Source organism: Halobaculum roseum, from assembly GCF_019880245.1.
GTDB lineage: Archaea > Halobacteriota > Halobacteria > Halobacteriales > Haloferacaceae > Halobaculum > Halobaculum roseum.
The window spans coordinates 167998-192970 of record NZ_CP082287.1 but is presented as its reverse complement, the minus strand read 5'-3'; the positions used below and the strand labels follow the sequence as shown (position 1 = coordinate 192970).

The following is a 24973-nucleotide window of genomic DNA, read 5'->3' as shown; positions in this document are numbered from 1 at the left end:
GATAGCCGACTTGCACCATTCGTAGATTGATTAGGAGGAGCGATTCCACATTCACCTTTCAACCGAAGGTTGCTATCCCTGAATACCTAGTCTTTGAAAGGGAAACTCCACTGAATAAGGGGCCCGTATGTATAGGTGATGAGTCAGCGAAAAAGCCACATCGATATTCAGGGGATGAGTTGCGCGAACTGTTCGCAAACGATCTCCGACGCCGTTGGTTCACTTGACGGTGTCTTAGAGGCGAATTTCAATTTCGCCACTGACGAGGGATCGGTCGCGTATGACCCGGAGGTTGTCTCACTCGGTGAGATTTACGACGCGATTGAGAACGCGGGTTACACGCCAGTCACCGACTCGGTCACGATTGCGGTCACCGACATGTCGTGTGCGAACTGCTCGGAGACGATAGAAGACGCACTCGAAGGGACGCCAGGCGTCGTCAACGCCAACGTAAACTTCGCAACTGACGAGGCACAGGTCACGTACAACCCGGCCGATGTAACCCTACAGGAGTTCTACGAAGCCATTGAAGACGCCGGCTACTCACCTATCCGGGAGGACACCGATACCGACGACGGAGGAGAAGGCGAAGCACGAGAGGCCGCCCGACAAGGCGAAATCCAGCGCCAACTGCGATTGACGTTGTTCGGGGCCGCACTGTCCCTCCCCCTGTTGGTGTTCATGGCTGACCACCTGCTGGGGTTCGGCCTCGTCGGCGACGAACTACTCGGCATTCCATCTGGGTGGGTCGCCTTCGCTCTGGCGACACCCGTCCAACTGGTGCTTGGTCGGCCGTTCTACAAGAACTCCTACAAGGCGCTCGTCAGGAACGGCCGGGCCAACATGGACGTCCTGATTGCGCTGGGATCGACCACCGCATTCGTCTACTCTGTGGCGGTTTTGCTCGAGCTAATCGCTGGTGGGCTGTACTTCGACACGGCGGCATTCATCCTCGTGTTCATCACGCTCGGTAACTACCTTGAGGCTCGCTCGAAAGGGCAGGCCGGCGAGGCACTCCGGAAACTCCTTGAGATGGAGGCCGACACCGCCACCATCGTCGATGAAAACGGGAACGAGGAAGAAATTCCGCTCGAAGATGTCGACGTCGGCGACCGAATGAAGGTCCGCCCCGGCGAGCAGATTCCGACTGACGGTGTCGTCGTCGACGGCCAGTCGGCAGTCGACGAGTCGATGGTCACAGGTGAGTCCGTCCCCGTCGAGAAGTCTGAGGGAGACGACGTCGTCGGCTCGACCATCAACGAGAACGGTGTCCTCATCGTTGAGGCGACGAAAGTCGGGAAGGACACCGCGCTCCAGCAGATCGTCCAGACGGTAAAGGAGGCACAATCTCGTCAGCCGGACATCCAGAACGTCGCCGACCGCATCTCGGCGTACTTCGTCCCTGCAGTCATCGCGAACGCCGTCATTTGGGGCGTCATCTGGTACTTGTTCCCCGAGGTACTCGCGGGCTTCGTCGACGCCCTCCCGCTGTGGAGACTCGTCGCAGGTGGCCCCGTCGCCGCAGGCGGCGTCTCGGTCTTCGAGTTCGCGATCATCGTGTTCGCCTCGTCTGTGCTGATCGCTTGTCCTTGTGCGTTGGGTCTGGCGACGCCCGCGGCGACGATGGTCGGAACGACCCTCGGTGCACAGAACGGAGTCCTGTTCAAGGGCGGCGACGTCCTCGAGCGCGCGAAGGACGTCGACACCGTCGTCTTCGACAAGACCGGGACACTCACGAAAGGCGAAATGGAGCTGACCGACGTCGTTGTCTTCGACGGCGACGGCCAGCCTCTCGCCGACAGTGGGAGTCTTGCTACTGATGGCGGGCAACTCACTGCTGCTGAGCGGCTTAGTGAGGACGACGTACTTCGGCTCGCAGCGATTGCGGAGAGCGGGAGCGAACACCCGCTTGCCCGGGCGATTGTCGATGGAGCGAAAGCTCGTGGTATCGACGTGGCCGATCCCGACGACTTCGAGAACGTCCCCGGTCACGGCATTAAAGCGAACGTGAACGGAAGCGAGGTGCTGGTCGGCAATCGGAAGCTCCTGCGTGACAACGGGATCGACCCATCGCCCGCTCAGGAGACGATGGAGCGCCTCGAGAATGAGGGGAAGACGGCGATGCTAGTCGCTTACGAAGGTGAACTCGCGGGCGTCGTCGCCGATGCCGACACGGTCAAGGAGAGTGCGAAGGACGCCGTGCGCCAGTTGCAGGAGCGCGGCGTCGACGTGATGATGATCACCGGCGACAACGAGCGGACTGCACGCGCCGTCGCTGAACGGGTCGGTATCGACCCCACAAACGTCCGCGCGGAAGTGCTGCCCGAGGACAAGTCGGACGCGGTTGAGTCCATCCAAACCGACGGCCGGAAGGCGATGACGGTCGGTGACGGTGTCAACGACGCACCCGCACTCGCGGTTGCGTACGTCGGGACGGCCATCGGCTCCGGAACAGACGTGGCGATCGAGGCGGCGGATGTCACGTTGATGCGCGACGACCCCCTGGACGTGGTGAAGGCAATCCGTATCTCGGACGCAACGCTCGAGAAAATTAAGCAGAACCTCGTGTGGGCGCTGGGGTACAACACGGCGATGATTCCGCTGGCCTCACTCGGGTTACTCCAACCCGTGCTCGCCGCCGGCGCAATGGCGTTCTCGAGTGTGTCGGTGCTATCGAACAGCCTGCTGTTCCGCCGGTACACGCCCGATCATGACTACAAGCTACTCGGTCGCCTTCGCTAAACACCTCACCGCGATTCTGATTTAGTATTTCCCGAATATCGTACCTGCCTTGCTTGATGATTAACGCGCGGGACCATTCTCTCTACCAAGATTAAACGCGACAAGCGAGAATGTGTAGTACATGCGCGAATTTGTCTTTACCATCGAGTACGACAAGGATGTTGACGAGGTGATGGATCTCTTCATCGACAATCCGGACTTGTACGCTCGCTCGATGGAGATCAATGCGACCCGCGAGGCAGTGTGGGGTATTGAGAAGGTCGTCGGCCCCGCTGCTGTTCTTGACGAGTTCGACGACGCGCTGGAACGCGTCGCTGATACTCCGGGCACAACCGGGATGTGTGGGGCGCCCGTGACTGAATATGAGTACACGATCCTCTCGTCGAATGCGGAATCACGGAAGATTCACTGGCTTCGCCGGGAAGGTGAGGGTCCACGGTCGATTCCCTTGGTCGCGACGAAGCACATCGGCGAGGGATTGATAATGCGCACGGAACGGCGTGGCGACCAATACCGATGGCGGATGCTTATCGACGGGACAGTATCAGAGATTCACGAGGACGTCCGAGCGAACCTCCGAGAGGGGCTGTCGCTTACTGTTGAACGCCTCGGCACGCCGCCGTGCTTGCTCGAAGACGGTCGCGTCCAGCAAACGCTCACGCCCGAACAGAAGGCAGCACTCGAGGCTGCAATCAAACGTGGGTACTACGAAGAGCCACGGCAGCAATCGGTAGCGGAAATCGCCGAAGACGTTGGTGTGTCACGGTCGACGTTCCAGTACCGTCTCAACCGAGCGGAGGCGTGGCTAGCACAACAGTTCGCCGCCGATTCGCTCGACGTCGACCTCGACGTGGATCTCGATCCCGAGGACATCGAGTTCATCTAGTAGACCGCACGTCGAACTCCTCGACGGTTGGAATATGTCGAAGTAAATCCCACCCTGATGTCTATCGTAGGCACGGGTATGGCAACGACTAGTGCTAGTGTTCAGCTGATTCGCAACGCGACTATCCTCCTGGACGTCGGTGACACGACGTTCCTCGTGGATCCGATGTTCACGCCGCAAGGCGAGATGCCGACGGTGACAGACAACCCAGCAGTTCCAGAGTTCCTCACCACGGCGAATCAGGACCGGAATCCGCTTGTTCCGCTGCCTGACGTTGATCTCACCTACGACGCTGTGGTAGTCACGCACCGTCACCCCGATCACTGGGACGAGGCGGCCAGAGAGGAACTCGATGCTGGCGTTCCGCTGTTCTGTCAGCCCGAGGAGGCCGACGCCTTCACTGACGAGGGCTTCACTGACGTTCGGCCCGTCGACGACGAAACCTCCTTTGAAAGCATCACTATCCATCGGACACCGGGCCAGCACGGACACGGCGAGCTCGCCGAGGGAATGGGCCCGGTTTCGGGCTTCGTCTTCGAGGCCGACGAGACAGTGTATGTCGCCGGGGACACGATCTGGTACGAGCCGGTCGAAGAGACACTTGACCAGTACGACCCGGATCTGGTGGTTCTCAACGGCGGCGAAGCGCAGTTCGATCAGGGCGAACCCATCACGATGGGCGTCGAGAACATCAACGCTGTCCGCGAGGCCACTGACGCCGAGATAGTGGTCGTCCATATGGAGGCGATCAACCATTGCTTACTGTCGCGCGAAGAACTGCGGGCAGAGACAGAGGATGTACACGTCCCCGAAGACGGCGAGCGGTTCAGTCTATAACGCGGGAACGCCCGCCTACAACTGTCCCGTGTTGTAACCACTGGTTTGGGGTAGTTACTTCGCTAGCTCAGCTGGGAGTCGGCCATCCGGACGTGGAACACGGCCTCGTTTGATCCTGTGATCGACGCGACGCAGGTGTTTGCAGCCGCCTTCGGGTGAGCGCTGCTGCCAGTCGGGACAGGTACACGATTCGTCGATGACGTCGACTTCGTACCGGTTCCCGGAGGCGGACTGCACCTCGTAGCGGCCACCTTTCGAGAGGAGTGAGACGTCCATCGCTTCGTCGATGGCACGCTTCGTGCGGGGCTCGAGATCGTCCTGTGACTCTGCGTTCTCGTCGACGACCAGTCGGTCACGAACGTCGCCCGTTCGGCCACCGTCGGGAGCGACGGGTTCCGCAAGGCCACTGAGCCGCTCGTGGAGCACTACCTCCACCGGATGGCCTTCCGGCCAGAGATAGTGGACCTCGCGGCGCTCGCGATGGTCGTAGGAGCCGCACGCGGCTGCGCTCCCAGTCCAGACGCGCCAGGCCCCGAGCGCGGCCATCACGTCGACGATGTCGCGGGGAACCGTCTGGTGGTCGGCCGGGAAGAACACCCGAAAGCGGGTACACGCCTCCTGCGGCGGGACGGTCTCCCACCAGTCTTCGCTGGAGCCCCAGCTGTCGTACATCGCCTCGGCGCTCCCGTAGCCGACAGTCACGCCATCGATCGGCGTCCAGTCTGCTGGGAGGTGGTCCGACTCGCCTTCGAGCACCCGGAGGACAGCGTATCGGAGGTACTCGTGGGCTTGGTTGTCTGTCGTTCGAGCGACCTGGTCGTGCTGCTCGGCAACGTGCTCGGTTTCCTCGAGGACTGTCGTGAGATAGGGTTCAGTCATCATTCGACGGAGGTTAGAACGCGCCTCCGCCCCTCGGCGGGCGCAGAAAACTTAACCAACAGAGCGGAAGGAACCCATTACTCTGTTGGTTAACTGGGTTGGGACGAGGATTCGCTCTCGAGAACGTCGATGAGTTCTTCTGCCGTTCGACTAATCCGGCCAAGGCGCCCGCGAACGACCTCGGGATCGTCCGACTCCCACGCAGCGAGGTAGAACGCCGATCCGCTCGTGTCGAGCCCGCAGTAGCGCCCGACGACGTACGCGACGTCTTCGGCCTCGACTTCGCGTTTCGCCTGCTCGGTGTCGTCGTCGATGTCGAAGTGGAGCAGGGCGTGCGCGTACTCGTGAATCAGGGTCCGCGCGAGGTCGGCCTCGTTCGCCCGATCACGCACCTCGACGAGCGGTTGGACGTCGACGAGGCTCAGCTGCTCGCAGATGCCCTTCGCCTCGCCGTGGGTCCAGTCTTCGTCGGGAACGATTCGCACCGTCACGCCAAGTTTGTCAGCGGCGGCAGTCAACTGTTCGACGAGGTCGCCGGCGTCCCCGGTCGCTTCCGTATCCAGGTCGGGAAGCGGCTCGCCCTCGGTCTGGGAGACATCGAACACCGGCGCGGGCTTGAACCCGACCAGGCCCTCGGACCACTCCTCGGACGGCGTCTCGTCGTACTCACAGTCACTGTTCTCGTGGTAGCTCGGCGAGTTTTCGCACTCCGGACACTGCTTGGTGATGATCGGCGCCCAGATTCAGATGGCCGACTCACCCTCCTTGACGTGGCGGTCGAACTCCTCCTGCCACGTACGGTAGCCCGCAACCCGGGTCGCCTCGGGACACTGCCGCTTGATGAGGAGCGTGTTCCGGTAGGAGTAGTCGTGGAAGCGACTCTGGACGTCGAGCCACTCCTAGAACTCTTCGCTGGCCTGCGCGTCGTCGACGGCCGGCTCCGCCTCGTTGGCAGAGAGGAGGTTCGCCGCGGCGCCGCCCTTCGCGACGGCGCCGTAGAACGTGGTCGACTTGATGACCAGGTGGACAATGCCGAGGAACGTCGTCGACGCTGTCTCGTTCGTGCTAGTGGCGTCATTCCCGAGATGATTGGTGAGACTGAACCGGCATTTCGTCTGGCCCTCTGGTACTGACGCCCCACAGGACTGGCACTCGCCGTCGGCGGCCGTCGGCACATCAGGGTAGCCACCAGTGTTCGTCGCGACGCGTTGCCGTCGGGGGTTACCATCACACCCGCCGTCCAGTCTCGTGTCCGGAATGTGGGACGCCTCGCCGGTCGGCCGCAGTTCCTCGAAATCCAGATAGCGATCACGCATCGGTTGGTGTGGTTTGTCCCGGATTCGTATTTCAGAGTCAGGACCAGTAGTCCGCCCTGTCTCCCGTTTAAGCATGGGCCATGAACTATCCCATGCGAACATGTTATACTTTATGAGCAAGTAGATGGGAGTAGCAACTGGGGTCCCTATGAGCAGCAACGACACCAAGCACGTGCAAACTGAACTGAACGAGGACGAATACGAACGCTTCCGGGAGTTCGCTCGAGAGCACGGGCTCTCGCTCAAGGAAGCCGGCCACGAGGCGCTTATCGAGTGGATCGAACGCCAGCAGCAGGCCGACCCGAACGACCCGGCGTTCACAGTCCTCGACGACCTCGAGGACGAATCGCTCCCAGCGTCGGCGGCGACGGATGCCCGCGAGGAAGACGATCTCGTCGAGGAGTGGGACGGCAGCGACGAATCGTTCACGCTCGCCGATGACCCGTCTGCGCAATCCTGAATTTGGATGGCTGAACCAGTCGAAACCCCGATTGGGACGATCACGCCCGAGCATTTTCGCCCGGGGCACGTCCGCCATCAGGTCGTCGTCGGGCCGAAGTTCCTGTACGCATTATTCAACCCACAAGATCAGATGCACGCAGTCTCGCGGGCGTTCATGACCTTTGTCCGCGACGGTGACCTCCCCTATCGTCGCCTCATCGTCAACGATCACATCGTCGACGAGGCTGCGACACGGCTGAAAAAGCAAGCGTCGATGCGGAACGCAGCCTCGTTCCTGACGACGCTCGACGAGAGCACGCTCTATCAGTTCGAATCCGTCTCCGAGGACGTTTTCGATGACGCCAAAGCAACGTTCGTCGAGTGGACGGATCTGGATGCGTCACTCACCGATTTCACTGTTGCAGCCCATATGGACGCCTTAGGGGTCGATCACATCCTTACGTACGACCGGCACTACGATGCGTTCGACGTGACAACGCTTCCGTATCGCAATCAGAGCTAGAGGTGCCAAGTATGTCCGAACCCCGCAGGACGGCGTTCAGTCGTGGACTGAGTCGATGAGCGCCCGCGACCGCATTCGGGCGGTCGCCGAGTCACTTCGCGAACCACGGTCAGTCAACTGGATCAGCGAGCAAGCTGATGGGGCTTGGAGTACGACCAACGGGGAACTCCAGGATCTCGTCGACCAGGGCCAGCTGCGCCGCGTCGAGGCCGGCGAGACCACGCGCTACCAGCCGGACCACACCCGTCTGCTCTTCGAGAAAATCCGGACGCTCATCGAGAAGAACACGCGCGAGGAGCTACGGAACGAACTGGCCGCGATCACCGAGGAGATCGAGGAGTGGCAGGCGACCTACGACGTCGAGACGTGGGAAGAGCTCGAACAGTCGCTCGCCGACGGCGACCTCGAAAGTGACGAACACACTGCTCGCTGACGACCTTTCGCGTGCGCTGCTCACGACCTTCCTGGGTCCCTAGCTCAGCCTGGGCACCGATGCGCTCCAGTTCGGCTTCCCGCGCCCGAATGCGCTCTTCCTGTTCGAGGGTGACGCCGTGAATCCGATCCTTGCTCGTGTCCGCGATCCCGTCCGGGTGGTTCGCATCCACTTTCGTCTGCGTCTCCTGCTCGACTGCGGCATCGAACTCCGGCGTCTCATCGACGAACGGGAAGCCGTCTGTATCGACCGTCTGCTCGCCAGCTTTCTCGAATGCCTGTTCATCGACCGTAACGACCTTGCGACTCGCTCTCGCTCGCGGCTTCGCGAGCGTACTACTGGGCGCGAGCAAGAGCGCGCCTGCATGACGAATGAGTTAGTTGCCGATCACTGATCGCCAGTCACCGAGGATGCCGCATATGAGAGGACGGAAAGATAGTTACTCGTCTTCGAGTGCTGCGTAGATCTCCGCGTGACGGCGTCCATCGAGCTTCCCCATCTCGAGAGCGATCGCGTGACGTTCGGCGTCGCTCTCGGCCGCCTGATACCGCTCGTACAGCTGGCGGACCTCGTCGTCGACCGCCGCCGAGGAATCGGTGCTGGACGCCATTGCTCTGTTGAAGATACTCAGTGTGACCCTTTATCAGTTGCGACGAGCGCATGCGCGGAAGTAAATGACCGCAGTGTCCGTGTCGACCGCAGCTTCGTCGGTCGCAAACCGGTGCAAGAGCGCACGAATTTCATCACCGTAGTCAAATGTGTACCCGTTCATCATATAGAAGACGACGACTGTTCGGAGCGCTGTTCGCTTGTTCCCGTCGACGAATGGATGCTCCGCCACGAGAAGCCGCATCAGATGGACTCCTTTGTGGTGAATTGTCTCGGGTACTTCGCCGAAGTACCCCTCCGAGATGTACTGCAGCGCGGATGCAATCGCGTCTTCTGACCGAACGCCTGGCTCAGTAGTGTCGCCTTCTGCCACGATTTGTTCGTGGAGATTTAGAATGAGTTCGGCAGAAGGATACGCGAGATCGTCGGTCACGTTTCCGACGTTCACACGTCACCCGTTAATCGTTTCTCTACCGTCGGGATCAGACCACGATATCGATAGCGTGGAGTGCCCCAGTCATCGGGTATCTCCGTCAGTGGTGTCGACCGTCATCGCGTCGCCGTCGATGTCTACCTCATTGATGAACCAATGGCGGCCGTCACGATCCGAACAGCGTCGACGTTACGCATCTCAAGGCCATTTGTGGCGGTCCGGAACGGTTCGTCGTCGATGAGGATGCGCTGGACGACTGTACGGACCGACTCAATTTCGTAAGTATCGATGATAGCAGCCATCGCCGTATCGGACTGTGCGTCTTCGTGATCGGCTCGCGGGTTTTGCGCCCGTTCGACCACATCGTCGACCGATGCGTGCTCGGGATTCCCGGTTTCCTCACGAACGTCATAGAGGGGCTCAGCATCCGGCATAGCGAGTTACTCTGTACTGTCGCCATCCGTATCAGCCGTTGTTGCCTCAGTTCGCCGTTGCCGCCGGGTCTCTACGAGGAGTTCCTCGAGTGTCGCTACCTGATCGATCCCCGCGAGTTCATCGGTGATCTCGTCGATGAGTGCGGCTCGCTCAACGGTTGCCTCGTCGCCCGCGATTGTGTCGATGGATTCAACGAGGATCTGTCGCGTCTCGTGCCACCCACAGCCCCAACAATCTCGGGTAACCTCGATGCGCTCGTCCTCCTCCGCTGCAAGGACTGCGTCGGAAAGTGACATCGAAAGCGGCCGTTCCGGTCCGACCTCGAGGGTGACAGGGCAGCCGCACGCGGGACAGTCCATAGTCAACCTGAGGAGCGGTCGTCTGTTGAAGATAGCGGAGCGACAGGAGAGCCACACAATACAGCATTACTGAGAACGCGGGATGGGGCACCTACGAGCAACTGCTGATCTACGCCGTGGAACCGTTCCACTCGTGTTCACGACCGCTCGGCGCGTCAGCCGGAGACATTGTACGCGTTGAAGTCACAGATCAAGTGCATTCTCGCCCCACTAGGACTACACCGCGAACGGACCTGTGATGGGCCTTCGAGATGGCGCACTTCCACGCGAAACCCAGTGAGTGCAGCGAGCGCGGCGACGACGAGTCCATAACTGTCGCAGACGAAGTTATCGAACTTGTCGAATCCGACCCTACCGGCAACTATTTTTTTTTAATACGTGTGATAGCGAACATATGCTGAATGCCACTGCTGCGAGCACCACAGCTCAGGTGGGGATCTTTCTTTCTCAGGCCGCTCTTCTCCTTCTCGTCATTGTAGGGGTCTCTTCCGCAGACCGTTTAGCTCCCGTGTCAATTGCGATTTTGCTAGCAGGCGGGTCGTTTCTCTTTGGAATTCAGGTCGGCCGAGGCGATCGCAACTGAGATACTCCCATTACTGTTGGCTGGTTCGGAGGTTCTGACAGTGGGCCATCCCGCTGCAGTCCTCTACTAACTGTGAGCGGCCGTTGCATCGGCAGGCCTCGTATCGGTTGGCTGCGGCGATCAGACTGTTTCCGGAGGTTTCTCCAGAATCGCGAAAAATTCGCTCGCGGGATACTCGCGACGTCGACGAGGAGTACGATCGCTCAGAGATTGTTCAGCTGGCTCTCCGCGTCGTGTTCCAGCATGTCTGACCTGTGGCCGTCGAGGACCTCCAGACTGCTTCTCAAGAAGATGCCTCTAATCGGTTCCGAGGTGGCGCTTACACAATCGTGAACTCATTATTTGACAGTTTCAAGCTCTGAAGCTCCAGATTACATTCGGGAAGGCGGTGTGTGTCTTCTGTCTGGGACGCTCAGAATGTTGAGTGGGGCTGCTCTTCAGAACATTTCGGTAGCGGTGTGTGGGTTACGGATTTTCACTCTGATCTCCCCCCTTCACTCTGCACGGGGGTTCGACTTTCACTCCCACGAGGGGGGTGTCACTCCTGTCACTCCCACGGGGGGTGCGTAGCCACTTCCACTTTCACTCCCACATTGGGATCAGACAAGCAGCCACGTCTGTCACCGAACTACCCCCTGTTCGGAGAGTTCGGACAAGTGACCCACAGGGGGGGCCTTCGGACAAGTTCAGAGGACTGGTTCGGTCGATGGCCACGATCTCAAGCCGCTGCCGTTCGAGGATGTCGAAAGAGAACCAACTCTGGCAATATCAACAACCCCCCGGCAGAGTGGATCAAGTGGGGAGAGTGACCCACCCCCCATCAGAGTGGAAATAGATGTCAGATCATCTCACTAATGGTGAGACGTTCACAGAAGAACAGCAATCGAGTGTTACTCAACCCCCCAACTGCCATCTGAAGCGATGTTACTCGACCCTCTAACGAATGCAGTCTGGCGGTTTTCGAGTCCAGCGGGTAGCCGTCCGACTCTCGCGACCGTCGTGGTCTCCTGGTCGGGAGCCTCGTCGACGAGCGTCGCGATGACCGGCGCCCATGCTCCCAGGCGGCGGTCGAGCGATCGGAGATCGTCGATGTCGATGTCTTTCGGTGGGCGCTGCCAGTCGTCGGCACCGCACACCCCGTCGGGATCGTGGAGTAGATCGGCGTCGTCGAGGAGCACCATCGCACCCCAGTTGACGTGTCCATCCTCGTGCATCGCCGCCATCCACAGCTCTTCTTCTGCGTCGAGCGTTCGAACGCCGCCATCACGGCTACTCCACCAGGGAGACACGGTCGCGACCAAGAGCCCGTCATCTTCGCGAGTCACGAACTGCAGACCTTCGAGGTCCTCGCGAATGGTTCGCCACATCGATTCAGAGATGCCCACACGCTCCTCGTACAGTTCGCGTGCTCGCAGTGGCTCGTCCGCAGCGAGCAGCTTCTGAAGACACTTGCCCGCCGACGGTGGAAGCGTCGGGAGGACGTGCTCGGGAGAGATCTGCGAGAGCGCGAATTCGATATCGCGAGTGGTCAGCTGTTCGGTCCCTTCGCGAGCGGGCAGTGAGTGGACCGCTTCGGCGATCGCGAGGCCCGATGTCCGCCAGGCCTCCCCTCGGGCAGTCATCGCGACCAGCACTCTCGCAAGGCGCTCGATATCGTCTGAGTCGGGGTTCACCCACTGAGAGCGATCGCCGCGTAGGTCTTCCCAGCCCTTCTCAGCGAGCTCGCGCTCGAGGTAGTCTCGCGTCCAGCGGTACGTCGACGCTGAGGTGACACTGATGTCGATGACTGGGGCGTCCTCAGCGCCCTCTGCGACCGCCTCGCGGGGCTTGACCGCGCCGAGTGCGTCCTCGACGAACGGCCGGAGGTCGTCGGCGCTGGCCGCGGTTGGGTCCGCAGAGCCGCCCTGGATGACCCACCGCGCTGTCGGCTCAGCGTGGCGGTCAGTCTCATCCATCTCCAGCGACAGGCGGTGTTTCAGCCGCTCGCCGTCCGTCTCGACTGTGTGTCGGTGGGCCGCGTGGTGCCCGAAGGCAAAATGCTTGGGTACGGTGTAGCGGAAGAAGTCGCTGAAGTCCGCCAGCGCGCTCGGATTCCGGAGCAGGTTGCCGACGTTCGGGACGCGTATCGGGAACACCACCTCGATCCCGACTGCGTGCAGCAGCTTCGTGCCCATCGTGAGGATGCCCTGGCCGAGTTCTTTCAGCTCCTTCCCCTGCTCGGCGTTCTGGTACGTCTCGTCGTCGGCCAGCAGCTTGAGCAGGTGTGCGCACCGGCCGCGAACTCGGTCAACCCAGTTCGAACGCACCGTTTTATCCGGGTCGACAGCCGGGTGATCGTCGTCGGTCGCGAGCCAGCCGAACTGGTGGCCGTATAGGTAGCCCTCGACATCGTCGTCGACGTCGAGCCCATCAAGCGGGATCTTCCCCAGGTCGTCGCCGATCCGCTCGTCCATCGACATCTGTTCCCAGAGATGCGGGTCGAACAGCATCCGGCCCAGCCGCGTGAGCATGGAGTCAGAGCCGCCCCACTGCAGCGGTGCAACGAGTGTCGCCGTCTTTGCGTCGAAGTTCGCCTGTGTCACCTTCCCCGCGCCGAGATCGTCACCGTCCTCGAGGTCACCGTCGACGGATTCGGGAGCAGGATACAGCTCCTCGGTAGGAGTATCGACACAGGTCACAACAGCGTCTTGGGCCAACGAGCGGAGGACCCGGTGCTGGAACTCCGAGCTGTAGCGGCGGTGGTCGGTATCGTACTCGCCGAAGTACTGCAGGTGCGTTGCGCCTTGTGGCGGCTTGACGCGGGCGATGTCGCGGTCGAGCGACCGGGCGGTCGGCGGCAGGCGGTCGTTGCGGTCGGCGGTGTCGGTCTCCCCGGCGGTCTCCCCCTCCCCGTGGGACGGCTGGCGCTGAGCACTACACTTGTTGGTGCTATTGCAGGGGGTAGCAAGACCGGTCCAGTTTGCCTGCTGCTCAGGATGGACCAACACGAGGGCGTCGTTCAGCAACTCCGCTGCAGCAGCGCCCAGTGGCGTCAAGCGCCACTTTTGTCCGACCTGTTCAGCCAATCCAGCGTCAGCGAGCTCGGCCAGGAAGCCGTACACAGAGCCGACTGCAGCGAGACACACACCAGTGTCGACGACAGCACTCGCACGCTGGAGATCGTCCTGAGAGAGTGCTGCAAGGACACTGTACTTCTTCGTGGACCCACGGCCGGCGTACTTGCGAGCCGCTCGATACGCTTCGAGGGGAGCCAGTCGATCGTGGCCGTCCACGCTGCGGGAGTGGAACCGGTCGCGGGTTTCAGTAAGACGTTCGTCGGTCCACACAGGGAGCGCCTCCTCAAGTTCGCCGAACAGCTTCCCATCAAGCCCACCAGGGACACTGATGCAGACGTCGACGACGATCGAGAGCACCTCGAGCACGCCGAGGAGACGCTCGATACGGCGCGTGTCGTCGCCGGAGAGCGCATCCAGCCACTCGCGGCGGTCCAACGTCACCCTGAGGCGGGCCGGCCGCTTGCGAAGCGCAAGCGCCGGCACGACGGACCTGATGAGATCCTCGCGACCAAAGCCCTCTCGGGCAGCATCTTGTCCGCTCGCGAATGCGGTGAGCGTTCGAAGCAGCATAGCCCGTGTTACCTGCCGTTCGGCATCGGCTTTCGAGATGGAGCCGTCTGCAGTCAAGGAGAGTCCAGCGCGTCGGCGGACCGCGTCAATACGGTCCGACCACGTTTCGCCAACACCCTCGACTGCAGGGCCATCCTGGTAGATCAACGCGTATTTCGCGGCAGCGTGCGCCCACGCGCCGTTGCCAGCCACGATCCCGCGTTCGTGAATGAGGACGTGTGCCAGCTGGTGAGCTGTGCGTGCGGTGAACTTGCGACGGTGAGCGAAATAGGCGATGCCGCGGATCGTCGCCGGCAGCAACGCTACGAGCAGTCGGTCGGCCTCAGTCACCGTGGGTTCGAGCCCCGTGACCTCTGCTACAAGCGGCTGTTGGCCGCCGTCGACGAATGTCTGGCCTGTAGTCTCGAATTCGAGGACAGTTTCGTCGGTGACTGCCGGCAAGTCGGAGACGTCCTCGACCTCGATCGCGTTCGCCTCGTTGACGGGCGAGCGGGCTGGAAGGTCTTCATCCGGGCGGATCGGCGCGGGTGCGTCGACGCCGAATTCAACCTGGTCAGCGAACGCCTCACGCTGTGTCGTCCGCTGGCGCTCCGCCAACTGCTCTGCCTGCGTTTGGAAGGCGTCCTCGTACTCGGGTGACCAGCCGTCGCTGATCGACGGCGCCCAGTAGATCTGGTTACCCTGCTCGGCGACAGTCTGGTCGGGGTGCGCCTCCCCAGCTCGATCCGCGTTGAGTCGAGAGCGAATCTCGCGGAGTTCGGCCACTGATCCTGTCTTGGTGTACCGGATGTTCCGGTGGAGGCGAGTGTGCTGGCACTGGCGGCATGTGATCGTAACTTTGTCCGAGTCCTCGACGATGAACAACTCGTGACACTGCGGACACTCGATGAGCGCGTACGCCGTCACTGCCCCACACCCCTGAGTGACTGCCAACGAGTGGTCGCAAGGGGGAGTCCATCTGGTAACAAGTGGGCGAACACCGTGGGGTGAGGCGTGCAGAGCATCGAGCGAGCTATGTAGAGCGCGACGGAGAGACAGCGATACTCGTGACTAGGCGGATTGGGCACCGAGACCGACGATTACGCGTGACTGGGCACGCAACCGCGCTGCACAGCACCGTCGCTGGTCGGGGGCAAACTATTTCATGTGGTCCGATCAAGGAGGAGGTCGTTGGCCTAGGGTAGGGAGGACCCGACCTCCCTTTCTCCCTGGTCGAACTGCATTCAGGTAGCGCCTGTCTTGGTGTCTGTTCGAACCGGTTCCGTTCACCAGTAATATCACTACCGCCGATCGCGCCGGTGGGGTCCGAGTCATCGGCCGATTTGTCTGACGCACGCATGACGAACGCGCCACTACTGGGGTGCCGATGAGATCGGGGTGGCACCGGGACACTAGCCAGTCGCCGTGGGGCGGACGGCGCGATGTGTGGTGTGTCGTGCATGGTGCGGTTTCGGTGCCCGAGCAGCTGCTGGACAGCGCTGCAGCTGCTCGGGGAATGCTGTCGAGCGTGAGTGGTAGCGATTCCACTCCTCGACCGGGGGCAAACTCTATTATCCCGGGCTCTACAGAACAGGGTGTCCAGCCGTTGTGAGGAAGGGCGAACCCTTCCTCCGCTGTTCTGTAGAACACCGGTGAGCCGTGGTGTTGTCCTTCGTTTCCGATTAAGTCGGACCCAACCACCTATATTAATTCTTGGGCTGTTTTGGATCTCAGCCATCGCGCCGTCTGACGATTTGGTGACGAGCGCGGTTGGCCGTCGCTCAGGACGCTCAGGGTGAGTCACCATGGGCGACAACTGGGATCCGGGAAATTTTTTTATAGGGTACCAGTGAACTAGGTTGGATTCGACCCAGTGTGTTCTGCTGAATGGGGATCCGGTGATGTCGACGAGCACGACGGACGGCTGGTGACACCTCGGAATCCACGCCGCGCTTACTGGCGCGGGCGGTCATCTACCGCCCCCGGTTGCCGACGAAGTGAGATGATCGAAGCGCGCACGGAATTTTCCGGCTTCACTGAGCCGCTCTTCGAGCTCTGTGAGTAGTAGTTGATGTTCCTCGGTTGGCTTTCGTTGCTCGCGGACGAGCGTTGCGAGGTCGTCAGTCGTGGGCTGTGCGTCGGCGTCGAGCGTGTCAGTGTCGTCACTCATGGTGTCGGTGTACCGTGGGTAGTTGGCGGTCGAACGGCGGACGCGGTGGTGTGGCGCGCCTACCTTTCGTCACCCCGCTGTGGCGTCAGTGTGCACTCCGCAGGGTCCTCACTGTCTTCGGGGTCGAAGCGTGCGATCGTCCAGTGAGATTCATACGCAATGTCGACGAGGGCCTTCGGAACCGCTGTTGTCTCTGCAGGCAGCGTACAGACAATCGTGCCGTTCTCGGCGTCTGCATTGTCGACCGGTGTCTGGGATTCCAGGACTTTCACGAGCTCTTGGGGAGAGCTTATTCCAAAGCCAACCTGATAGGCGCGCCAGCGATCATAGCTTTCGCGGACCAACAGCAGCGACGACCGAGGCTCAGCGAGCAGATCGCTGAGACGGTGGTTCACCTCCTCGACGGTCATATCGAGGTCGGCCGCACAGGTGACCGCCGAGAATTCAGTTGGGAACTCATAGGTATCTGTGAGATACTCCCAGAGCTCATCTGCCTCTTGCCAGCGGCGGGTTCCGATGATCGTCATTGATTCGAGTGGGGTGTCCTCGTCGGGGAGCAGGAGGCCATCAGGGCTGTTGGTGAGTTGGATGCGGTCGCAGGTTGGCGTCTCGACGATCGCCATACTCTCATGGCATTCGACGACGGTGACTGGATCGTCACGGCCGTCCCACGTGAGGATGTACCCCTCACACAGATCCTCGACGGTGAGTGGAACGATCGCATAGGGTGCAGTGGGCGTGGTCATTCGGTGTAGCCGTGGCTACGCGCGAACGCGAGTTGCATCGCTTGGCGGATGTGATACCGTGCGTCGTCGTCTTCGGTCAGTTGGAGCGCCTTCCCGAGGCGATCCGTCAGTGGATCCGCATCGAGTGGCCCAGGGAGTTGACAGCCACACGGGCCTGCCCGAACGGTGCCCGGGCCGGCGACCGACAGCGACGTGACTGGATCACCGCAGTTGGGGCAACTCGGGAACGACTCACCGACGTCGTGGATCGCTGGATCGAGGACACTCCCGATGCGAGCGTACTCGATTTGGAGAAGGTGTTGGCCAGCATCGCTGACGACGTACTTCCCATCGAAGTTGGCGAGCAGTCCCTTCTCAGTGAGGTCCTTGAGAGCCTCATTGTAGGGATCGAGGTCAGGGTCCTCCTCGGGGATGACGTGTCTGATCCCCCGCGTGAACGATTCCTCGGTTATCTCGCGCCGGTCGCGTTCGAGCCGTGCGATGAGATACAATGTCGTTCGCTCGATCGCAGGAAGGTCTGTCCAGGCGATGTCCTCGGTGTCGTCGTCGTGAGGGTTGTTCATTGGTCCTCCTCCGTGAGCACGGCTGTGAGTTCGTCGCGGCGACGGCTGAGAAGCTCGTAGCCTGCGTCGGTCAGTTTGTACTTGTTCGTACGATCGTCGACGCTCGTCTTCGTGATGAGGCCCTGATCAGCGAGATCGTCGAGCGTCGGGTAGAGTCGACCGTGGTTGATCGGCTTGGTGTAGTACTCCTCGAGGACATCGCGTATAGCCAAGCCGTACGTGAGTGGATCGTCGCGTTCGAGTCGAGCGATTGCGTAGAGGACGTTGCCTTCGAAGGCGGTGAGTTCCGTCCACGTGGGGTGGGTGATGGTGCCACCGTCTGTGATCGGTGGGGTAGCGTGGACGCTCACTGGGCGACACCTCCAGTGGCGCGAGTACGAGTACCGTGTTGACGGTCTTGGTCGTCTTCGGGGTCGATGCGGTTGGGGACGGGCTTGCCGGCGGCGTTGCCTCGCGAGAGGCGGGGCATCGAGTCACAGGCCTGACAGCGGTGGACGCGATCGGCGTCGTCGCCGAAGACACGCGCGAACCGCTCGGAGACGTGCCCGCCGCAGTGGAGGCACTCGGGGCAGTGGGTGGTGAGGCGGTTCATCGGGTTGCCTCCGTGTTCAGTGCGTCAGGGCTGGCGTGGCGAAGGTGTGCGTAGCGGCTGTCGTACGCGTGGGGGTCGGGGTCGGGCGCGCACCACTGACAGATGGGGCCGTCGTAGTCGTCTGGGTCAGCGCGCGTCCAGTCGGTGTCGGTGTGCTGGAGCCCGGCGCGGCAGTGTGGGGTGTCCGGGTCGTCGGGATCCGGGTGGTGAGCTCGGGAGTTGCGGCGCGCGCCGACGAGGTAGTTTGCGGGTTGTTCGTCGTCGTGTCCGGCACGTTGAAGCCGGGTGGGGCGTGTTGTGCTCATGTCGCTTGCTGGAGCGGAATTGACCGCTCCGTGCTGCTTGCGACCCCACGCGGCGGTTCGGTGCTGGAACACCGGCCGCCGTTATGCGTGGGCGGGTTCGCCGCGTAGCGTCGCTTGTCTGCTCATATGCTGTACTGCACTTAACTATTGCCCATAGCCAACAGATTTCGGTAATCAGATTCATATCCCGAACAAATAATCGTATTCTGTGACCAGAGGGCCGGATCCATCTCACACAAAAGTCGATATTCTCAGGCAGTTCATAGAGACGCCTGACCCGGTCCTGTTCGTCTCTGAGGTATCCGAATACTTCGACAAGAGTGATGAATGGGCTCGTGGCAGGATGAACGAACTTGTTGAAGACGGCTATCTTGACAGCAAAAAGCCCGGTAGGCGGACGCGTGTATACTGGATAACGCGTGAGGGGAGAGAATACTATGCCTCCACGTCGGCCTCGGACAACCAGTAAATTCGGGTTCTGTGGCCAGGTTTCTTCGATTCCAACTCCCCACGATCTACTAGTTCGTTCAACCGTTTCCGAGCTCCTTCGGAGGACATCCCCCAGTCTTCCGAGCACTCTCCCGCACTGAAACAGGGATCTTGTGAACTCTGAAAATACTCGAGAATCTCTGAATCGGTGATCTTCATTTTCCCAGCGGGCATCTACCTGTATCTCCAAACAGTTGCCCATAGGCAAAAATATTATGTGACTAGTAGTACATTGATCTGGCAGGCACAGACGGGCCTCTTCGGGTGAATCTGTCTCAGAATCGCCCCGGTGGTTGGAACACCGGAGCCGGGCTGTGCCTGCGTCTGCTATGAACCAAGCAAGCCCGTCGCCTGCAAACGGCGACTCGACGAATAAGGATACCGACGACAACCACATTCCAAGGCCACCGAGGTGGTCGGCGTGAGCGCCCGCGTCTACGGCGTCACCTGCGCGGGCTGCGGCTCCTCGATGCTTCGCGGTGAGGGCGACGCTCGCATCTGCTCGCGGTGCGAGACCGAGCACGCAGTTCCTGCAGACCGATGAGCAACTGCCGCGTCGAGCAGCGCCGCCAAGCTGACCGGCTCGTTGACACCCTCGCGTTGAACCAGTCAGTCGTCGCCGTCGACGTGTTCGCTCCTGGTGTCGGCGCTCACGATGGCTGGGTCGTCGAGACGACGTTGGATCGTGCGTCGATTCCGACTGAGGTGTTGCAGACGCTGGCAGCTGGCGGCGCGATCGTCGTCGATGCGAGTCCGCAGGGGCCGGCGAATATGATCGTGACCGCGACGATCTGAGTCGGTCGCAGTCGTAGTTTTTGAGTGGGAGTTGGGGCGATGGCACACCTGATGGTGGGAGTGTGGTCAGGATGTATCCGGCGTGGAGGGTTCCGAAGGGTTCCGGACGGTGGTAGTCGCTTGTTTGCGTGCTACCGCGAGAGTTTGGAGAGAGCTGGAACTGTGGTTTTGGTTTACTTCACGTCCAAAATTTGACTTATGTTGTAACTTCGTAATGCTCAATTAGTCTCTCACCCTTTCGGGCAACTTCACTATATGTCACCACATCAACCTGATTTAGGAAGCTATTATAGAGGCGCAAACCCTCTCGCTCATCTTCTGATATATCACTCCCGATTACAACTGTCCCACGGGGCTTGAGAATATCCATTTTATCCCTACGGAGTATTTCATCTCGGCTTGCCTCAATTTCTGCGATATAAGACTGCACCTGGGTAACTGCTTTTGAAACTTTGGAGCTGGGGGCGAAATTGTCATGAGACCTATCCTCTATCATCACAGTATGTCCAGGCCGTTTTATTTCAAAGATATCAAAGTACCCGTCTACTGTTTCTAAACAAAAGTCAACCTCCTCATCTCTAGTGAGGTGTCTCTCTTCACGATTATCTACGTACCTTCCACCGAATATCCATGGATTATTCTCAAGGAAATCTTGGTATTCTTTCTCTTCTTCATTTCTCTGTATCAAACCTCGGAACTCCTCTAACGCCCTTTGGGCACGAACACGGGTGATAAGATATTCTAGGTCAACCACCTCATCGGGGATCTCGTCGTCGAACTCCCAGACATCATCAAATTCAGCGCTGATCTCACTCACACTCCGGATAAGTTCAATAACAAACTCTCTACCGACTTCTGAATCTGCGGTGGTAATGCTCTCTATCGCACCGATGATGGCCTCCGTTGATGGGGAATCCTTTTTGAGAATAACGTGGGTCCCGCGGTCAAGATCGGTTAGTTCCTCAATCTCATCAAGAAGAGAGATCAGTTTTTCGACCTCATCCGGTTGGCATTCAAATTGTGTTTCCTCAACGGCCTCTAACCGGTAACCACTCTTCTCAGCTTTCCAGAAGACAACGATCTTCTTACCGGTACTTGAGGCTTTGATCCCAAATATGTGGACAAATTTGAAAGTCTCTGGCCCGTTCTTAAGTGGGAACTGTGCGATGTGGGTCAAGCGACTTTTATCTTCAAGTGGAATCTCTAATTCGTATGATTCTCCTTCGAATGTGTAATCTAAATTCACAAATTGGCGTATGATTAATACTAAATAAACCTTGCCCAAGATACACGATTCAATGTTCAATGTCACCCACGTACGTCGATAACGTCGACATCCATTAGCACAGATTCCGTTTCAACGTCGACCAACTGGAGCGAGTGGTAGCGTCCAACTTCACGAGCGGTCGAACGCGGATAGACTTCTAATTTGATTGGGAACGAACGCTCAGACATATTTTGACACTTGAGCCGATTTGACTCCGGATCGTAATCGTGTTCACGGCGCGGGATTGACTCGAATTCTGCTGACAACTCAGACGATGTCTCAACTTGAAAATCGAACCCATTGGTGAACTTCGAAAACTGAATTTCACCGTGGATGAGCGTAGAACTCTGTTGAATCAAGGCGTTTCCGCGCGTCTCGGACATTTTGTCAGGAGACCGTGTTCCGTCGACGATGTGCGTCGGAGTCCAAGAGATGTCCACTCCGAATGGCCGTTCTGAAACATAGACGTATCCGAATGAGCCAAGCGCAAGACCGACGATCGCGAGACGAACACTTGTCTTGAGCAAACCTGCACTCAACGTAGAGGACCCCCAGTAGATGATTGTTGAGAGGGTAATGACTCCCGGACCGAGGTCTGTTTGATTATACTCCGAAAAGAGCTCGCGGAGGACGAGAAAGACTGATTGGCCATACGTGAGATCGCCGCTGGCCATGAATTACTACGCAGGCCCCAGAACTTCACGCTCGAAGAGTTGGATTACGTATTCTTCTCCGTCATCAGCGTCAGATTCGACCTGAAGACTGCCGTCTCGGTATCTCACGTATACAGAGGCGTCATTGTAATTGAACCCGACCTCTGCGGACTCGATCGCATACGAGCCTATCACATCTGCAGCGGCTACATCCTCGACTTCTCGGTACGACACCTCTTCTCCCTCGTCAAGAACTGTGATGTTGATTACTCGATCGGCCTGTTCAAGGAAACTCCAGAGAGCATCCTCTGGTGCGTGGAGATTCCGATAGATGGTGACGCTCTCGTCGGCCGCTTGTGAGAAGAGCGTCGTAACAGACTCGACGGAATCAATGTCTGTCTGAAATTCTAGCAGGAATAGACGGGAACCAGTACGCAACTCAAAGTCTAAGTGGATCTCACGGCCGTTGGTATAGTTCGAGGGCTCGTCGTATGTTGCCTCACCGGTGAAGACCACTTGCTCGGGATAGGGATGATTCTCAACAAGAGGTTCCCAGTCGATCTGCTGGACGGACTCAATCGTGAGGTTCGTGTGACCAACTCCACCGAGCGAGCCGATTACTTGGGGGTCAATTTCCCCAGCACGGCGGAGGTTGGTTACACTCATAGTAGCCTAATATTGTGTCCGACACTAGATAGACCCCATGGTTCCAGCATCTCTCAATCAGTGTATTCCGTAAGTCCCGCTTGGTACTGCTGGTATTCTTCGGGGCCTCCCTTCTGGCGGTACTCTTCTATCACTTGGTCGATCGAGAACTGGATGTCAACACCTTGGCGGTCGCACTCTTCGTAGATATCGATAAAGAATTGCTCAGGCGGATAGCGCTGTTCACCGTCCATCTGTTTCCATTCTCCGTAGAGCTCTGTGAACTGTTGCAAGAACGCGATCGATATCGCCATTCGTTCGATGTCGGGAGAGCCTTCGATTGCGTGATCGGCGAGGATGTGTACCCGGCCCTCAGAGGAAATCCGGGCACGGACGAACATCCCTGCTAAGTTGAATACGCCCTCAAGTTCGACGATTCCCATCTGCCGCAGAACGCCCATGAGGACAGGGATAGATTTAGTGACGTCTGTGGAATCAGAAACTCGTCCCTGCTTCCCGAATAAATCTGGCTCGTCGCCTTCGAACTTCGCATCAGTGAGCATGTTGACCGAGAGTTGTCCCGGGAGGGACTGCTGGTTCTTCTCCTGGGAAAACAGCCACAGTAGGAAATCCGGAGAAAACGTGACTGGATCGAGTTCGATGTAATCGTTGAGCGTCGATTCAAGTAGCTGCTTTGCGAGCCGTGCGTTGGTCTTGTCTCCACGAACGAAGAGGAAGTCCGGCCGTGCCCAATACGCGTCAAATGTGGATTGTCCAGCCTTTGTCGGTTTCTCCTCGACTACTCCATCGATCTCAACCTCAAGCTCTTCCCACTGCTCTTCGATATACCGGAGTGTTTTGATCTCTCCAAGAGATGCTTGAAGACTGTCGCTCACACGCGGTTCTTCTTCCAGCAGTTCGAGAAACGGAATGGTGGTGTAGCCCCGCCCAGGCTGGCTCATCGTTCCCGGGCTGAAATTAATCAACTCAGTATCAACGACTTCCTCGAAATCGAAATCTGCATCAAGAACGGTGGTGGTGTGAAGCCCATTGAAAACGAGCTGGCCATCGTATGAGAACTCGTCTTCATCCTCAATACCCATTGACAGGCCATTGAGAGAACTATTGGATATACTTTGCTACCCAGTTCTCTCTCAGATTATCCACCGCAGTACGGATATATCCCCTGTGCTCACTCATGTATCAAGAACGGATTTCGAGTGATCAAGCAGGTTCGCAGCTGCGAACGCTGGTACAAACTCGTCGTATAGCAACTCACGTTCAACCTCCGTGCCTCCATTGTCGGGCAGATCGCCATCGGTAACATCCAAACGGCGGGCAATTCGATCTATCGCCGGTGAGATATCCACCTTCGGGCAGGCTTCGACTGTCTGGTCTGTTTCGAGATCCTTCACCCACAGAGTCCAGCGGAGCCCATCAGTTCCGATGCCGATCAAGTACTGTAGGTCGACTGTTCGCAGGTATTTACAGAATGTATCTTCCTTGAGGTACTTGTCGATACCTTTGGTGGCCCACCGCTTCGCGCCATCCATCCGCTCTCTGTTGGCCGCCTTTGCTTCCACAATACAAGTAGCCGAGGAGTCAATATTCTTCAATAGGTAGTCTGGCCGCCTCGGTTCCACTCCATCATAGGTGCTCGGTTCTCTGATAAAGTGAGGCCCATCGCCTGCGTACGCTTCAGAGACGGGATTCAGGTATCCTAATCCATCCAGTACCGGCTCGATGAGATACTGCTTGGTGAATACTTCCGGAGCCTGCTCCAGCGGTGCGCCTTCGAGTGTCTGCGTCTTGCGGAGGAGATTCGCCAGACGGTTTCCTTCACCCAACTCGCGGAACTTTCGAGGGAAGGTCTCCATCCGGTTTCGGACGCGTTCCGCGATGTGGAAGTCCGGTTGAAGTGCCGGCGGAAGAGATGCATCTTCGCTCATTTCTCGACTGGCCCTGGTAGCATCCTGCTTTCCTTGTGGGTAACCTCAGAGAATTCGCAAACACTCACATCAATAACGCAACCTGTCCGCTCGATCCTCTCCTTCATCATGGTATGCGTCACTGATCTTCTGTGAACTCTTCTAGTGGAATATCTCGCTTGTGTACTAGAGCAAGCTTCGAATTGTCGTCATCCTCCATCGTGGTGAGACCGCGTTGGACGAGGGTGTGAACCTGTCCAGCGGACTCCGGGAACGAAAACTGATCGTCCTCTGCATCGGCTCGGACCTCTAAGTAATGGAGATACAAGCGGAACGTCGTATCCGCCCCAATGGGCCACCAGATCGTACCGATCTGACCATCAACCTGTTCATTCCAATATTCTAGGTACTCCCGGACATCGTCAACGAGCCTTTCACTGGATGTACGAAGGCGAAGTGGGTATCCTTCCTCCTGCTCCATGTCCTCGATAATATCTCCGAGAAACGGATCAGCCTCGAAGGCTGTTGGTGAGTCTTGTTCGGATTCAAGAAGCTGTTCCAACGCTGTGAGTTCTTCACGGCGAGCGGCTACGGGGTAAGCGACGTTGTACTTCTCGTCGGGTAATCTCTCGTGTTGATCCGGCTGCTCTGACTGGGGGACGTGATCGCTGGTGGACGAATTAAACAAGGTCTCAAATAGTCCCATACATGTTTTCTAAATAGCAAGTATAAATACTTC

General features: G+C 58.9%; 25 protein-coding genes and 5 pseudogenes. 8 read left to right on the top strand and 22 right to left on the bottom strand.

Annotation, left to right across the window (positions count from 1 at the left end; genetic code table 11):
* Positions 1–138: 138 nt before the first annotated feature.
* The 3 genes from K6T36_RS16240 to K6T36_RS16230 all read left to right on the top strand — a co-directional run bounded on the left by K6T36_RS16240 (position 139) and on the right by K6T36_RS16230 (position 4465).
* Positions 139–2742, top strand: coding sequence for a heavy metal translocating P-type ATPase (locus tag K6T36_RS16240; RefSeq protein WP_222923538.1), 2604 nt, complete (start codon positions 139–141; stop codon positions 2740–2742).
* A 121-nt stretch (positions 2743–2863) separates the two neighbouring features.
* Positions 2864–3628, top strand: a complete 765-nt coding sequence (locus tag K6T36_RS16235; protein WP_222923537.1) for a helix-turn-helix domain-containing protein — start codon at positions 2864–2866, stop codon at positions 3626–3628.
* Positions 3629–3706: 78 nt separating this feature from the next.
* Positions 3707–4465 carry an MBL fold metallo-hydrolase gene (locus K6T36_RS16230; RefSeq protein WP_222923536.1) on the top strand — a complete coding sequence of 253 codons (759 nt, stop codon included), beginning with the start codon at positions 3707–3709 and terminating at the stop codon, positions 4463–4465.
* A 54-nt stretch (positions 4466–4519) separates the two neighbouring features.
* On the opposite strand, the gene K6T36_RS16225 is transcribed toward K6T36_RS16230, so the two are convergent.
* From K6T36_RS16225 to K6T36_RS16215, 3 genes and pseudogenes are all read right to left on the bottom strand, one after another.
* A complete protein-coding gene (locus K6T36_RS16225; RefSeq protein ID WP_222923535.1) occupies positions 4520–5344 on the bottom strand; it encodes a hypothetical protein in 825 nt (274 codons plus the stop codon).
* An 89-nt stretch (positions 5345–5433) separates the two neighbouring features.
* A pseudogene (locus K6T36_RS16220) lies at positions 5434–6276 on the bottom strand (ArdC-like ssDNA-binding domain-containing protein); the annotation flags it as partial.
* Positions 6268–6660, bottom strand: a pseudogene (locus K6T36_RS16215) (biosurfactant protein 1); the annotation flags it as partial. The pseudogenes K6T36_RS16220 and K6T36_RS16215, both read right to left, overlap by 9 nt.
* Before the next feature lie 148 nt (positions 6661–6808).
* Between K6T36_RS16215 and K6T36_RS16210 the strand changes: the two are divergent.
* From K6T36_RS16210 to K6T36_RS16200, 3 genes and pseudogenes are all read left to right on the top strand, one after another.
* On the top strand, positions 6809–7120 hold the full coding sequence (locus tag K6T36_RS16210; RefSeq protein WP_049892658.1) for a hypothetical protein: 312 nt from the start codon (positions 6809–6811) through the stop codon (positions 7118–7120).
* A gap of 6 nt (positions 7121–7126) precedes the next feature.
* Positions 7127–7624 carry a type II toxin-antitoxin system VapC family toxin gene (locus K6T36_RS16205; RefSeq protein ID WP_225935242.1) on the top strand — a complete coding sequence of 166 codons (498 nt, stop codon included), beginning with the start codon at positions 7127–7129 and terminating at the stop codon, positions 7622–7624.
* Between the two features lie 55 nt (positions 7625–7679).
* Positions 7680–8042: pseudogene (locus K6T36_RS16200) on the top strand (DUF7342 family protein); the annotation flags it as partial.
* On the opposite strand, the pseudogene K6T36_RS16195 reads toward K6T36_RS16200, so the two are convergent.
* The 13 genes and pseudogenes from K6T36_RS16195 to K6T36_RS16140 form a co-directional block, all read right to left on the bottom strand.
* Positions 8038–8409 (bottom strand): annotated as a pseudogene (locus K6T36_RS16195) (hypothetical protein); the annotation flags it as partial. The pseudogenes K6T36_RS16200 and K6T36_RS16195 sit on opposite strands and share 5 nt — an antisense overlap.
* An 87-nt stretch (positions 8410–8496) precedes the next feature.
* Complete coding sequence (locus K6T36_RS16190) at positions 8497–8667, bottom strand: hypothetical protein (RefSeq protein WP_222923534.1); 171 nt, start codon at positions 8665–8667, stop codon at positions 8497–8499.
* A 33-nt stretch (positions 8668–8700) separates the two neighbouring features.
* On the bottom strand, positions 8701–9099 hold the full coding sequence (locus K6T36_RS16185) for a type II toxin-antitoxin system death-on-curing family toxin (RefSeq protein WP_222923533.1): 399 nt from the start codon (positions 9097–9099) through the stop codon (positions 8701–8703).
* A gap of 84 nt (positions 9100–9183) precedes the next feature.
* Positions 9184–9533 (bottom strand): annotated as a pseudogene (locus K6T36_RS16180) (DUF8158 family protein).
* 6 nt (positions 9534–9539) lie between these two features.
* Positions 9540–9893 carry a DUF8105 family protein gene (locus K6T36_RS16175; RefSeq protein ID WP_222923532.1) on the bottom strand — a complete coding sequence of 118 codons (354 nt, stop codon included), beginning with the start codon at positions 9891–9893 and terminating at the stop codon, positions 9540–9542.
* 155 nt (positions 9894–10048) lie between these two features.
* Complete coding sequence (locus K6T36_RS18970) at positions 10049–10258, bottom strand: DUF7558 family protein (protein ID WP_425601462.1); 210 nt, start codon at positions 10256–10258, stop codon at positions 10049–10051.
* A 1108-nt stretch (positions 10259–11366) separates the two neighbouring features.
* A complete protein-coding gene (locus K6T36_RS16170; protein WP_222923531.1) occupies positions 11367–15008 on the bottom strand; it encodes a hypothetical protein in 3642 nt (1213 codons plus the stop codon).
* Positions 15009–16050: 1042 nt separating this feature from the next.
* A complete protein-coding gene (locus K6T36_RS16165) occupies positions 16051–16251 on the bottom strand; it encodes a hypothetical protein (protein WP_222923530.1) in 201 nt (66 codons plus the stop codon).
* Between the two features lie 59 nt (positions 16252–16310).
* Positions 16311–16997 carry a hypothetical protein gene (locus K6T36_RS16160; protein ID WP_222923529.1) on the bottom strand — a complete coding sequence of 229 codons (687 nt, stop codon included), beginning with the start codon at positions 16995–16997 and terminating at the stop codon, positions 16311–16313.
* Positions 16994–17560, bottom strand: a complete 567-nt coding sequence (locus K6T36_RS16155; protein ID WP_222923528.1) for a hypothetical protein — start codon at positions 17558–17560, stop codon at positions 16994–16996. Before K6T36_RS16155 ends, K6T36_RS16160 begins: the two co-directional genes overlap by 4 nt.
* Positions 17557–17910, bottom strand: coding sequence for a PadR family transcriptional regulator (locus tag K6T36_RS16150; protein ID WP_225935241.1), 354 nt, complete (start codon positions 17908–17910; stop codon positions 17557–17559). The genes K6T36_RS16155 and K6T36_RS16150 overlap by 4 nt, the downstream gene beginning before the upstream one ends.
* Complete coding sequence (locus K6T36_RS16145) at positions 17907–18152, bottom strand: DUF7563 family protein (RefSeq protein ID WP_222923527.1); 246 nt, start codon at positions 18150–18152, stop codon at positions 17907–17909. The genes K6T36_RS16150 and K6T36_RS16145 overlap by 4 nt, the downstream gene beginning before the upstream one ends.
* The gene (locus tag K6T36_RS16140) at positions 18149–18457 is read right to left on the bottom strand and encodes a hypothetical protein (protein WP_222923526.1); all 309 of its coding nucleotides are present in this window, start codon (positions 18455–18457) and stop codon (positions 18149–18151) included. The genes K6T36_RS16145 and K6T36_RS16140 overlap by 4 nt, the downstream gene beginning before the upstream one ends.
* A gap of 208 nt (positions 18458–18665) precedes the next feature.
* Between K6T36_RS16140 and K6T36_RS16135 the strand changes: the two genes are divergently transcribed.
* The gene (locus K6T36_RS16135) at positions 18666–18926 is read left to right on the top strand and encodes a helix-turn-helix domain-containing protein (RefSeq protein WP_222918196.1); all 261 of its coding nucleotides are present in this window, start codon (positions 18666–18668) and stop codon (positions 18924–18926) included.
* A 560-nt stretch (positions 18927–19486) separates the two neighbouring features.
* A complete protein-coding gene (locus K6T36_RS16130) occupies positions 19487–19741 on the top strand; it encodes a hypothetical protein (RefSeq protein ID WP_222923525.1) in 255 nt (84 codons plus the stop codon).
* Between the two features lie 196 nt (positions 19742–19937).
* Here K6T36_RS16130 and K6T36_RS16125 read toward each other — a convergent pair whose 3' ends face one another.
* The 6 genes from K6T36_RS16125 to K6T36_RS16100 form a co-directional block, all read right to left on the bottom strand.
* Positions 19938–20987: a Shedu anti-phage system protein SduA domain-containing protein gene (locus K6T36_RS16125; RefSeq protein ID WP_222923524.1), complete on the bottom strand. Its 1050-nt coding sequence runs from the start codon at positions 20985–20987 to the stop codon at positions 19938–19940.
* 62 nt (positions 20988–21049) lie between these two features.
* Complete coding sequence (locus K6T36_RS16120) at positions 21050–21682, bottom strand: hypothetical protein (RefSeq protein ID WP_222923523.1); 633 nt, start codon at positions 21680–21682, stop codon at positions 21050–21052.
* A gap of 6 nt (positions 21683–21688) precedes the next feature.
* Positions 21689–22327 (bottom strand): hypothetical protein, encoded by a 639-nt coding sequence (locus K6T36_RS16115; RefSeq protein ID WP_222923522.1) that lies wholly within the window; start codon positions 22325–22327, stop codon positions 21689–21691.
* A gap of 53 nt (positions 22328–22380) precedes the next feature.
* Positions 22381–23409, bottom strand: a complete 1029-nt coding sequence (locus K6T36_RS16110) for a hypothetical protein (RefSeq protein ID WP_222923521.1) — start codon at positions 23407–23409, stop codon at positions 22381–22383.
* Between the two features lie 93 nt (positions 23410–23502).
* Entirely contained in the window at positions 23503–24255 is a 753-nt protein-coding gene (locus K6T36_RS18965) for a hypothetical protein (RefSeq protein WP_225935240.1), read from the bottom strand.
* Positions 24256–24373: 118 nt separating this feature from the next.
* Complete coding sequence (locus K6T36_RS16100) at positions 24374–24940, bottom strand: hypothetical protein (protein WP_222923520.1); 567 nt, start codon at positions 24938–24940, stop codon at positions 24374–24376.
* Positions 24941–24973: the final 33 nt, after the last annotated feature.